The organism is Paenibacillus sp. FSL L8-0158 (genome assembly GCF_038592965.1).
Lineage (GTDB): Bacteria > Bacillota > Bacilli > Paenibacillales > Paenibacillaceae > Paenibacillus > Paenibacillus polymyxa_D.
On the sequence record NZ_CP151949.1, the window covers coordinates 5,798,829 to 5,810,622 of the forward strand.

Here is an 11,794-nt window from a genome sequence, read left to right on the forward strand (position 1 = left end):
GATTATAGAGAGGGTTTGTTATCACAAATCGACAAGGAAGATAAGATTATGTAAAGGGGAAGATACCATTTAACACTTCACAGAATAAAAAAAGAGAGAGGCTGCTAACAGCCTCTCTCTTTGATCATGTATTAATAGCTATATCATTCTTGTCCTACAAATAAATCGGAAGCACCTGATTCGTTTGATCACGATTACGCCCAACCGAGAAAATAGCAATTGGGATACCTGTCAGATCAGACACACGTTGTACGTAGTTGCGTGTAGTCTCAGGCAGTTCCTCCAGCGTTTTCACGCCAGTGATGTCTTCGCTCCAACCTGGCATTTCTTCATATACCGCTTCGCACTCCGCCAGCATTTTCAGGCTAGCCGGATAATGCGTAATCACCTCACCGCGGTACTTGTAACCTGTGCAAATTTTCACCGTTTTCAGGCCAGTCAATACGTCCAGCGAGTTCAGGGAAAGACCTGTTAATCCACTGACACGACGGGCATGGCGCACAACGACGCTGTCAAACCAGCCAACACGACGAGCACGACCTGTAACCGTACCGTACTCATGACCAGTTTCACGAATATAATCGCCGACTTCATCGTTCAGCTCAGTTGGGAAGGGTCCATCACCTACACGAGTTGTGTACGATTTAGCTACACCGATGACTTGTTGAATCTTGGACGGTCCCACACCGGAACCAATACATACGCCGCCTGCCGACGGGTTGGAGGACGTAACGTATGGATACGTACCTTGGTCGATATCGAGCATAACGCCTTGCGCACCCTCAAACAGTACCTTTTGATTTGCGTCAATCGCATCATTCAACACGACAGACGTATCTCCTACATAAGGACGGATAAATTCAGCATACTCCAGATACTGTTTCAGTATTGCTTCTACATCCAATGGCTCGCCGCCATATACTTGTTCAATCACTTGGTTTTTTTCTTTCGTTTGATGGCGCAGCTTCTTTTCGAATTCCTCTGCATCCAGCAAATCAGCAATACGAATACCGTTACGTGCAGCTTTATCCATATAAGCAGGGCCGATCCCTTTACGGGTAGTACCAATTTTGTTAGGACCTTTGCGGTCTTCTTCCAGCACATCCAGCGTCATATGGTACGGCATAATCACATGTGCGCGGTCACTAATGACCAGATTTTTTGTGGAGAAGCCATTATCATGAATGTAAGTAATTTCTTCAATAAGAGCGGCTGGATTTACTACCATGCCGTTGCCAATAACACACTTTTTATCTTCATAAAAAACGCCGGATGGAATCAGGCTCAGCTTGTACTTTTTACCGTCAATGAGAATCGTATGACCAGCATTGTTTCCGCCTTGGTAACGGGCCACCACTTCAGCGCTTTCCGCCAGATAGTCCGTGATTTTACCTTTGCCTTCGTCTCCCCATTGTGTTCCCACAACGACTACAGTTGACATGTTTCATTCCTCCGTGGAGTGCCCACAGACACTCTGATTTTGAGCTGACACACTACGCATATCCGACTTCAACCGCCTGAGCGAGCAGATATGGAGCGTTCGCGGACAGCAGGAAAAAACGTCCGTCGCAGACATTCCGTAGGTTCGGAAAGCCCCGGGCGTAATGTTCTCCCCACTGCGTTGAAGCAGCACTATAAGTGTAACAGCACCATTTTTTAAAGTCAAATAAAAAGCGAACATTATATTACATGAAAATAGTATTGTTCGTAATTGAGAGTTTCATTCCTTATATGAAAATAGTGAATTCTATAAAAAAAGACCCTTTCGAGATCGCGAAATCCGCGTCGAAAGAGCCTTTTCTAATGATACTAATATGTTATCCGGCGAACGCATCCGAATGGGCACGCTCGTAATTAGCGAATTTATTATAATTTTTGAGAAAGACTAACTCTACCGTACCGACCGGGCCGTTACGCTGCTTGGCAATAATAATCTCAATAATATTCTTCTTTTCTGTTTCCTGATTATAGTAATCATCCCGGTACAGAAACGCCACGATATCAGCATCCTGCTCGATAGAACCCGATTCCCGCAAGTCACTCATCATCGGCCGCTTGTCTTGACGCTGCTCCACACCCCGGCTCAGCTGGGAGAGGGCAATTACAGGCACTTCAAGTTCACGAGCGATTTGCTTCAATGTCCGTGAGATTTCAGATACCTCCTGCTGCCGGTTCTCGCCTGCTTTGCCTCGTCCGTGAATAAGCTGCAAGTAGTCGATTACGATCATGCCCAGTCCCTTTTCCGTCTTGAGACGGCGGCATTTGGCACGGATATCAGCCACAGTGATGCCGGGCGTATCATCGATATAGATTTCCGCCTCTGACAAGGCTGCAATGCCCATCGTCAGCTTCGCCCAATCATCGTCGCCTTTAAATTCACCTGTCCGCATGACGTTCGCGTCCAGATTGGCCTCGGCGCAAATCATCCGCTGCACAAGCTGAGCGGCCGACATCTCCAGACTGAAGATGGCTACTGTCTCTTTTGCCCGAACCGCAACGTTTTGCGCAATATTCAGAGCAAACGCTGTTTTACCTACGGATGGACGGGCGGCCACAATGATCAAGTCATTGCGCTGGAACCCCGCCGTCATCTTGTCCAAATCAACAAACCCGGACGGAATCCCGGTCGTGTTGCCCTTGTTCTGATGCAGCAATTCAACGCGGTCAAATACTTCCATCACGACATCGCGGATGGCAATAAAGCCACTACCCGAGCGCCCGTTGGATATCTCCATAATCTTGCGCTCAGCATCGCTCAGCATACCAGCGACATCCTCGCCACTGCTATAGCCTTCGCTCACAATCTGCGTAGCTGCACGGATCAAGCGACGAAGCATCGCTTTTTCTTCAATGATCTGGGCATAGTAATCTACGTTAGCCGCTGTAGGCACTCCGTGAGCCAGCTTCGCCAGATAACTGACACCACCGATATCCTCTAGCTGTCCCTTGTCCTGAATTTTCGAGGTCAGCGTAACCAAGTCAATCGGCTGTCCGGATTCACCCAGCTCAATCATTGCTTCGTAAATCATCTGATGAGCCTTATCATAAAAGTCCTCGGTCTGCACCCGCTCCATTGCGGTAATCAGTGCTTCAGACTGGAGCAAAATAGACCCGATAACCGCCTGTTCAGCCTCCAGATTTTGCGGAGGAATCCGATCAAAAAATTCGCCGCCCATAATTATTCTTCAGTCACCTGTACTTTCAGCGTAGCTTTGACCTCAGGATGAAGCTTAACGGTCATTTGAGTCACGCCCAACGTACGAATCGGTTCTTCCAGCTCAATTTTGCGTTTGTCCAGCTTGATACCAGTTTTAGCTACTGCCTCCGCGATTTGCTTGCTTGTAATCGCGCCGAACAGCCGTCCACCTTCACCAGCCTTCGCCTTGAGCTGAACCGTTGTCTCTTCCAGCTTTTTGCCGAGCGCTTGCGCCTCTTCTTTTTCCTCTTGCTTGCGCTTTTCCTCAGCAGCATTCTGGTTTTCCAGCGTCTTCATATTTCCCTCTGTCGCTGGACGGGCAACACCACGCGGCAACAGGAAATTCGCTGCATAACCGTCCGACACTTCCTTAATTTGCCCCTTCTTGCCTTGGCCCTTCATATCTTTAATGAATATCACTTTCATTCAAATAACCCCTCTTCCCCATCAATTTCGGCCAGCACGTCGACCACTCTGCGCTTAGCTTCCTCCAGCGGGCAATCCAGCTGAACCGCCGCATTCGTCAGATGTCCTCCGCCGCCTAGCCGTTCCATGACGACCTGTACGTTCATGCGTCCGAGTGAACGGGCGCTGATCCCCACCAGGCCGTCAGGACGTTCACTGACCACAAAGGAGGCCAGTACATCCGTCATATTGAGTAATGAATCCGCCACCTGAGCAATCAGGAGCTGCGGTATTTTCTGTCCGGGCTCAGTTACCGCAATTGCGATATGCCCATATATCATTTTAGCATGCTTAATAATTTCCGCCTTAGCAATATATTCATCCAGGTCCTCTTTTAACATGCGCTGGATCATAACAGTATCTGCTCCGCTACGGCGTAAAAAGCCGGCTGCCTCGAATGTACGCGAGCCTGTATGCAGGGAAAAATGCTTGGTATCCACCGTAATCCCTGCCAGCAGTGATGTTGCCTCCAGCGGTGTCAGTTGGACCTTCTCATGAATATATTGCAGCAGCTCGGTCACCAGCTCACAGGCCGATGACGCATAGGGCTCCAAGTAGATCAGAACCGAATCATTAATAAATTCCTCGCCCCGACGATGATGGTCGACAACCACCACCCGACTGGCCGTTTGCACCAGACGCGGCTCAATCGTCATGGAGGCCTTGTGCGTGTCCACCACGACCAGCAGACTGTGCTCAGTCATCAGCTGGAGCGACTGCTCTGGCGTCAAGAGCGCTTGCGATAAATTCTCATCCTTGTTTACCTGCTCCATCATTCGGTCGATAGACGGATTGGATTTATCGAGTACGATATGTGCCTCTACATTGTAAAGTGCCGCAGCCTTCCACACACCGATGGCGGCTCCCACCGCATCCATGTCCGGTATTTTGTGTCCCATGATCAGCACGCGGTCACTCTCCTGCATCAGATCACGCAACGCATGTGCAATGACTCGGGCACGTACTCTGGTACGCTTCTCGACAGCATTGGACTTGCCTCCGTAGAAGGACAGGCGTTGTCCCGCCTTCACTGCTGCCTGATCGCCCCCACGTCCAAGCGCCATATCCAGACTGGATTGGGCCAGCTCGCCTAGCTCCTTGATGCTCTCTGCACCGAAGGACAAGCCAATACTCAGTGTCATCGGTACTTTCAAATCCGCCGTCATTTCCCTTACGGTATCTAGAATGACGAATCGACTTTGCTCCAGCTCCTGGAGCGCTTTATGATTCAGCATAATGAGATAACGCTCAGAAGATAATCGGCGCAAATAAATATTGTACTGATTAGCCCAAGATGTAATCTCGCTTGACACCTTCGCAATAAGCGCGGTGCGTTGCTGATCGTCCATCCCCTGAGCAGCCTCGTCCATATTATCGAGCATGACGATACCGAGCGCCAATCGCTCGTTTTCATACTGCTTGCGTAGCACCGCCAAATCCGTTACTTCATACAAATATATCAGACGCTCATCGGGCACGATCAGAAACTGATAATGACGCTCATCATGCTGTAGCTCCACCTTCAGCTCACGAGCAGGCTCCTTTGTTTCCTTTTTGGTGCTTAGAGCACCTGCGAGTTGAGGAAACAAATCATGAAGAGACTCACCAATCAGCGATTGCTCCTCAAACATCTCCCCGGCAAACCGATTGTGCCATTCTACCGTTCGATTTTCACTGTATAAAATGATGCCGAACGGCAATGTGCTAATCGCTTCCCCTTCCACCCGCTTGATCCGGAAGGAAAGACCGCTGATATATTGATTCAGTTCCCGACGAAAATCCAATTCCGTCTTCAGCATCAGCCCGCCGAGCAAGAATGACAGCAGCAGTCCTATCACACCCAGTTCCCAGTTGTACATGGAAATACATATGACAAGCACTAGCAGCAGCAAAAACGCCCAGACCGTCTGATAGCCGTGCCAGCGTTTTTGTAGAAATTTAGGCATGACTGTTCACCCTATTTCTTTGATCTTGTAATAGCTTCACGCAGCGGAAAGGCCAAATCAATAATACCTATAATGCGGAGCGGCTGGAACACCAGAACGACGAGTGACAGCAGCAACGCAATCACCGGGCTCATTTTACGGCTATGCGTCCAGAAGTATACAAAACCAATTGTCTGGATAATAAAACATGCATGAATCAGCGGCAGCATACTAATGGAGACCATTTGAATCCAGCCGCTATCGGAAGACCCTGCTATCCATTCAATTACAATTGCCAGCAGATAATACCATATCAGCGCGCGCGGTAGCCTCCACTCGCGGGCAGGCTTCATTTTGCGTACTGGTACATCGAGACTGCTCAATGCCGGACGTGCCAAAGCATGCGTAATCACTGCCAATATGAACGAGGTCACGATCAGCACATACGGAATTTTTCCAATCAGCATTGTGCCGAGTTTCTGCGTATCCTCTGCCGTCCAATTCATGTTTGAAAACATCGGACTAGCACTCAAAGCCTGCTGTACAATACTTGCCGATATCGCAGCCTGATCACGAAGATACTGCGCAAGATCAAACCCAAAGGAATACGTGGCGATAAACAGAACAACCAACAACTCGGCTAAAATAATGCCCATTCCGGTCATCAACGCCTGAAAAGCAGGTCCTCCCTTTTTATATATCCGTCCCATCATGATTGAAGGAATCAGAAAATAAATCGCAGGGAGCAGCGAATACACATCGAGTAGCGCTATAATTAACAGCACCGGTATGACGTGAACCAGAAATCCTTTGAAAGGCAGCGATGAAAACAATACAGCGCCAGGCACAATCAGCAAAAATACGGTAATGATTCTTAATGGTGTCAATAGAGTCAGCAGCAGAAGCAAATAAATGACGCTCCATGCTACAGTTGCCAAGCGGAATTTCAACGTTTTCACCTCTTACGCATATGTTCTTCCAGTGCGGAAATGTCCTGATACCAATCCTCCAGCTGGTGTCCTTCTTTTCTGTGCTTTCTTAGCTTGTCGATGAGTAGATCATCCAATTCACGGTAAGACACTCCAAGGCGCCTCCCCAAAATATAACTGCTCATCACTAAGCTCGCCAAGCAATCACCAATGCGGGCCGTACTGCCTTCCCACATTGCCTTAAACAGACGGGAGACTTGGTCCAGCACCTCTGTTTTAAGCCATTCAATAACCTTGGCTCGTTTAACTACATCCATTTCTTTAGGCATATGATGAAGAGTCACACCCCTCTGAAAAAGCTTTATTCTCCATTATAGCATATCCTATTCTGAAAATAACTGTTACCCCATAGGGTAAATTGTTATTTTCGGAGCAGCTTTGTTGCTTATTTTAGCTTGAAGTATTAAGCGATTCCCTGGATACAAATTTTTCACAATACTCAATAATCTGGCTGCGACGTACAATGCCAATAAACCGTTCCATATCATCTACAACGGGCACAAAGTTCTGTACCTTAGCCAAATTGATTAAATCCTCCATGTTAGCATCAATGGACACGGGCTTCATCGTAACCCGCAACGGAACGTCCTTAAGCATAAACTTAGAAGCGTTTTCAAAGGTAATTTTCCCCTCGGACTCTTTCATATGCCACAACAGATCACCTTCTGTAACCGTACCTGTATATCTACCTTCCTTATCTAAAATAGGAACCGCTGTAAAACGGTGATATTCCATCCGTTCCAACGTTTGCCGTAAAGTAGCATCCGCCGTTACACAAGCAACTTCCTGTTTGGGAAGCAAGAAAAAAGCGATATTCATGAGAAACGAATCCCCCTCAAAATCAAATATAAATCCATTGATTATTCACTGAATGTCCTGCTTGTCGGGAAGCCTCAGCGTCTGCGGGGTTGTATCGGAATCTAGCCAGTTGGCAATGATGAGTCTGGCATATTCAAGTTCCTGTTCATTAGCCCGGTCATAATACAGGCCCTTCTTCTTGAACCCTTCCCCCGTAATCGTAAAACTTGAAATTTGCGGATTCCCCTGTGAAATAGCCTGCTTGCCAAGCCCAGTGATAAAAGTAGGTTCCATGTCGGTTTTGAAATTGGCTCCCATAATATCGAGCAACTCCGGAATCTTGGTAATTCCGTTGATATTCAGCAGCTTATCCGCCATAGCGTTCAAGAAAATTTGCTGCCGTTTGGTACGGTTGAAGTCGCTATCTTCCCGATACCTAACATAATACATGGCTTCCTCACCATTATAAAGCGGCTTGCCCGCCTCAATACGGAACTTGATATGCAGCGGATTCTTATTCTCAATGGGCTTGTCGATTGGAAGCACAACTCCACCCACTGCATTCACCGCATCCTGAATACCCTGGAAATTAATCGTAGCATAATAATCGGCCTTATGCTCCATCAACTTCTCTACTGTAGCCATGGACATATCTTCGCCTCCGAACGCATAAGCATGCCCCAACTTATCAAAATCATCCTCGCCATCGCGATTAGGATCATGTCCGGCAATCTGTACGTACGTATCCCTTGGAATGGAAACCAGAAGCACACGCGATTCCGCGGGCCGTACTACCGCATACATAACCGTATCCGAGCGACCACGCGCCTTTTCATTGGGCCTTTGATCCGTACCCAATAACAGCACCGAAAAAGGTTCCTTACGGTAAGCTACTGTCTCTTGCTGCTGCTGTTCCCCGGATTGTCGGGGCTGATAGGATTTCTCCAGCTTGCTTTCCAACGTCGGTGATACAAACCAGTCAAAAGCCACCAGTGTCAGCTGTTTGCGGAACAGGTAGCCTCCCAATGCAATCAAAAATAAAACAATACATGAAATATATAGAGCGGTAAACCTCTTTTTCTTTTTGGTCTTTCCACTGGTCCTTCTCCTATGTCTTCTCTCCATAACCGGTACCTTCCTTCTTTCCGTCACAAATCCCATCTCTTCATTAAACCGAATTGATCCCTCATGAAGCGAAAACTTCCCCTCAAAGCATAAAAGGTCTGCTACCTTGTTGTCAAAAGTGTCATGGCGTGGTCAGCTCCTTGAATTCATACTAAAAGAGGCTTCGACCTCACGGTCAAAGCCCCAATTCATATTTATATTCGTATCCTATGTAGCTTTCAGAGTCATTTTTTTGCCTTAATGTGGAGCCAGTTTCACCAAATTTTGCAGTCGTACCGGAAAAGAAGTCGACAGGGCAAAACCATAATCGAACAACCTCCGGGTCTGCTCAAAACGCTCTTCCTTGCTCGGAGCACCCAGCACCACAGCAACTAGCCTTCTTCCATGCTGCTCAGCTGTACCCGTGAAGCAGTATCCAGCATCGCTTGTGTAGCCTGCTTTCAGTCCGTCCGTTCCTGCGTAAGAGTAAGGTCCAGCCAAGGAAGGCAGCATCCAGTTCGTATTACTAATGTAGATGCCTTTATCCTTCAACTCCATCTGCGTACGGCTGGACGTTCTCAAAATCTCCGGGTGTGACGTAATTAAATAGGAGGCCAACTTCGCCGTGTCGCTTGCTGTCATTTTCGTTTCTCCCCGAATATCCTCAGGGTGATTGGGCCCCAATTCATTCTGACCTGCCCCAGAGGCATTGCTGAAGCGACTATCGGATGACAACCCTATTTGGGCAGCTTTTCCATTCATACGCTTCACAAAAGCTGATTCATTCCCTGCTGAACGCTCCGCTAACGCGACAGCGGCATCATTCGCTGAATACACAACCATACTCTGGAACAATTCGGATACGGTCATCCTTTCACCATACCGAAGAGACAGATTTACACCACCCACCGTACTCGCGTAACGGCTAATTCGCACTTCATCATTCCAACCTAACCGTCCGGCCCGAATATCCTCCAGCACCAATAGCTCGGTCATGAGCTTGGACATATTTGCGGAAGGCATAGGCGTATCACCGTTCACATCCATCAGCAATTCCCCAGTATGCATGTCCATCAGCACCGCTGCCTCTGCATCCACATTCGGCTTTCCGATCAACAGGCGGGGTCCAAGTGTAATAAAAATCAATATAATAAGTAACGGGACGACAATAGCCCAACGTATCCAGTGTTTTTTCATCATCGTAATAACCTCCATACTCTATTAGACGATGAAAAATCCATTTTGTCTGCAATTTTTCGAAAAAAAGATACAATTTTTTTACCTTTTTTATTCCACGCCAAAATATCCGTCAATCCTGCTTTCAGGATGACGGATATTTTGCTTCCTAGTTATATGTTTTAGGCAAAGTGACAGGCTACAAAATGCTGATCGCCCGCATCGCGATATACTGGAGTCTCTGTTTTACAACGCGCTTCTGCCATAGGACAACGTGTATGAAACTTGCATCCTGAAGGCGGATTGGCCGGAGATGGGATGTCTCCTTTTAACACAATCCGTTGTCTCTTGATCGTGGGATCGGGAATCGGTACTGCCGATAGCAGTGCCTTCGTGTACGGATGAAGCGGATTACTGAACAGTTCCTCCTTGGAGGAAAGCTCTACCATTGAACCCAGATACATCACACCAATCCGGCTACACAGATGCTCGACTACACTTAGATCATGCGAAATGAACAGATAGGTCAATTGGCGTTCCTGCTGCAAATCACTTAACAAGTTAATAATCTGGGCCTGAATAGACACATCTAGAGCAGATACCGGCTCATCAGCCACAATAAAATCAGGATTCAAAATCAACGCCCTTGCAATCCCGATCCGCTGACGCTGGCCGCCAGAGAACTCATGCGGATACCGATCATAATGATACGAGGACAGCCCGCATATATTCAGCGTTTCATTGACCTTCTTCCGCAGCTCACTACGATCAATCAACCCGTGATCCAGCAACGCCTCTCCAATGGCTTCACCGACCTTAATTCTCGGATTCAATGAGCTAAAAGGGTCCTGAAAGACGATTTGCAGCTTCGGACGAAGTGCACGAATCTGCTCCTTGTTTAACGAGTGCAGGTCTTCGCCTTTATATCGTACCGATCCTTCTGTCTTATCCATCAATCTGAGAATTGTTCGTCCAATCGTACTTTTGCCGCAACCCGATTCTCCTACCAGACCGAAGGATTCACCCTTATGAATGTTAAAGGATACATCATCGACTGCTTTCACATGTCCGACAGTACGCTGAAAAATCCCGCCTGTGATCGGGAAATACTTTTTCAGCCCTTCCACTTGAATCAAAGGCTCGCTCATATCCGTTGCCCTCCTTCTTTCTCATATAGCCAGCAGGCAACCTTATGACCATTCTCCTTTTCATTCAAAGGAGGAGCCTGATCCTTGCAAATTTGCATACAGTGGGAGCACCTATCATGGAAATGACAATTTTCTTCCAACTCAATCGGGTTTGGAACCTGTCCTGGGATGGAATACAGTCGATCCATTTTCTGATTAATGACAGGCTTTGCCTTTAATAAGCCTTGAGTATATGGATGCTGCGGATTTTTAAACAGCTCAATGACAGGCGCCTCTTCAATAACGTTTCCAGCATACATAACGACCACATAGTCAGCCATTTCTGCCACGACGCCCAAGTCGTGCGTGATGAGCATAATGGACGTTTTAAGCTTATCTTTCAAATCCCGCATTAAATCCAAAATCTGTGCCTGAATCGTAACATCCAGTGCCGTTGTTGGTTCATCCGCAATCAATAACTTCGGATTACAGCTTAATGCGATGGCAATCATGATCCGCTGGCGCATACCGCCACTCAATTCATGAGGATAGGAATGAAATATTTCTTCCGACCGCGAAATCCCCACCAAATTAATCAGTTCAATTGCCCGAGCATGTGCTTCTTTTTTACTCATTAATGTATGCATCAGCAATGGCTCCGTGATCTGTTCCCCAATCGTAAGCACGGGATTCAGAGAAGACATGGGCTCCTGAAAAATAATCGAGATGTCATTGCCGCGAATTTGCTGCATTTGACCTTTATTGAGTTTTAGGAGGTCCTTGCCCTCGAACCAGATTTGTCCGTCTGAGGTGTGGGGAGAATCAATCAACCGCATCATCGTCATCGCGGTTACACTCTTACCGCAGCCTGATTCCCCTACCACACAGAGCGTTTCACCCTCACGAATTTTAAAACTGACGTCATTGACCGCTTTGACAGTTCCGTTAGAGGTATGAAAGTGGGTTTTCAGGTTACGAAATTCAATCAAAGCATTTTCCATAAACGTTCGTCTC

Annotated in this window: 11 protein-coding genes; all 11 read right to left on the reverse strand. The window is 47.4% G+C overall.

All coding sequences use genetic code 11. The features are described from left to right. Positions 1–154: 154 nt before the first annotated feature. The 11 genes from NSQ68_RS25730 to NSQ68_RS25780 all read right to left on the reverse strand — a co-directional run bounded on the left by NSQ68_RS25730 (position 155) and on the right by NSQ68_RS25780 (position 11,781). Positions 155–1,441: an adenylosuccinate synthase gene (locus tag NSQ68_RS25730; RefSeq protein WP_029518946.1), complete on the reverse strand. Its 1,287-nt coding sequence runs from the start codon at positions 1,439–1,441 to the stop codon at positions 155–157. Between the two features lie 376 nt (positions 1,442–1,817). Beyond that, positions 1,818–3,176, reverse strand: coding sequence for a replicative DNA helicase (gene dnaB, locus NSQ68_RS25735; protein ID WP_023991136.1), 1,359 nt, complete (start codon positions 3,174–3,176; stop codon positions 1,818–1,820). 2 nt (positions 3,177–3,178) lie between these two features. Then, complete coding sequence (gene rplI / locus NSQ68_RS25740) at positions 3,179–3,622, reverse strand: 50S ribosomal protein L9 (RefSeq protein ID WP_013312788.1); 444 nt, start codon at positions 3,620–3,622, stop codon at positions 3,179–3,181. Further along, positions 3,619–5,607: a DHH family phosphoesterase gene (locus NSQ68_RS25745; protein WP_029518947.1), complete on the reverse strand. Its 1,989-nt coding sequence runs from the start codon at positions 5,605–5,607 to the stop codon at positions 3,619–3,621. Before NSQ68_RS25745 ends, rplI begins: the two co-directional genes overlap by 4 nt. 11 nt (positions 5,608–5,618) lie before the next feature. After that, entirely contained in the window at positions 5,619–6,536 is a 918-nt protein-coding gene (locus tag NSQ68_RS25750) for a DUF2232 domain-containing protein (protein ID WP_342427608.1), read from the reverse strand. A gap of 5 nt (positions 6,537–6,541) precedes the next feature. Further along, positions 6,542–6,844: a MazG-like family protein gene (locus NSQ68_RS25755; RefSeq protein ID WP_013312791.1), complete on the reverse strand. Its 303-nt coding sequence runs from the start codon at positions 6,842–6,844 to the stop codon at positions 6,542–6,544. Positions 6,845–6,965: 121 nt separating this feature from the next. After that, complete coding sequence (locus NSQ68_RS25760) at positions 6,966–7,394, reverse strand: CBS domain-containing protein (RefSeq protein ID WP_013312792.1); 429 nt, start codon at positions 7,392–7,394, stop codon at positions 6,966–6,968. A 45-nt stretch (positions 7,395–7,439) separates the two neighbouring features. Continuing rightward, on the reverse strand, positions 7,440–8,498 hold the full coding sequence (locus NSQ68_RS25765; protein WP_342427609.1) for an LCP family protein: 1,059 nt from the start codon (positions 8,496–8,498) through the stop codon (positions 7,440–7,442). Between the two features lie 237 nt (positions 8,499–8,735). Further along, positions 8,736–9,677 (reverse strand): D-alanyl-D-alanine carboxypeptidase family protein, encoded by a 942-nt coding sequence (locus NSQ68_RS25770; protein ID WP_307350564.1) that lies wholly within the window; start codon positions 9,675–9,677, stop codon positions 8,736–8,738. Positions 9,678–9,835: 158 nt separating this feature from the next. Further along, on the reverse strand, positions 9,836–10,801 hold the full coding sequence (locus tag NSQ68_RS25775; RefSeq protein WP_342427610.1) for a dipeptide ABC transporter ATP-binding protein: 966 nt from the start codon (positions 10,799–10,801) through the stop codon (positions 9,836–9,838). After that, complete coding sequence (locus tag NSQ68_RS25780; protein ID WP_264454327.1) at positions 10,798–11,781, reverse strand: ABC transporter ATP-binding protein; 984 nt, start codon at positions 11,779–11,781, stop codon at positions 10,798–10,800. Before NSQ68_RS25780 ends, NSQ68_RS25775 begins: the two co-directional genes overlap by 4 nt. Positions 11,782–11,794 lie beyond the last annotated feature (13 nt).

What these genes read in the sequence shown, in the direction of transcription:
- NSQ68_RS25745 (WP_029518947.1), bottom strand. Translation starts at nt 5,607, where the DNA reads ATGCCTAAATTTCTACAAAAACGCTGGCACGGCTATCAGACGGTCTGG.
- NSQ68_RS25765 (WP_342427609.1), bottom strand. Translation starts at nt 8,498, where the DNA reads ATGGAGAGAAGACATAGGAGAAGGACCAGTGGAAAGACCAAAAAGAAA.
- NSQ68_RS25755 (WP_013312791.1), bottom strand. Translation starts at nt 6,844, where the DNA reads ATGCCTAAAGAAATGGATGTAGTTAAACGAGCCAAGGTTATTGAATGG.
- rplI (WP_013312788.1), bottom strand. Translation starts at nt 3,622, where the DNA reads ATGAAAGTGATATTCATTAAAGATATGAAGGGCCAAGGCAAGAAGGGG.
- NSQ68_RS25780 (WP_264454327.1), bottom strand. Translation starts at nt 11,781, where the DNA reads ATGGAAAATGCTTTGATTGAATTTCGTAACCTGAAAACCCACTTTCAT.
- NSQ68_RS25730 (WP_029518946.1), bottom strand. Translation starts at nt 1,441, where the DNA reads ATGTCAACTGTAGTCGTTGTGGGAACACAATGGGGAGACGAAGGCAAA.
- NSQ68_RS25775 (WP_342427610.1), bottom strand. Translation starts at nt 10,801, where the DNA reads ATGAGCGAGCCTTTGATTCAAGTGGAAGGGCTGAAAAAGTATTTCCCG.
- NSQ68_RS25760 (WP_013312792.1), bottom strand. Translation starts at nt 7,394, where the DNA reads ATGAATATCGCTTTTTTCTTGCTTCCCAAACAGGAAGTTGCTTGTGTA.
- dnaB (WP_023991136.1), bottom strand. Translation starts at nt 3,176, where the DNA reads ATGGGCGGCGAATTTTTTGATCGGATTCCTCCGCAAAATCTGGAGGCT.
- NSQ68_RS25770 (WP_307350564.1), bottom strand. Translation starts at nt 9,677, where the DNA reads ATGATGAAAAAACACTGGATACGTTGGGCTATTGTCGTCCCGTTACTT.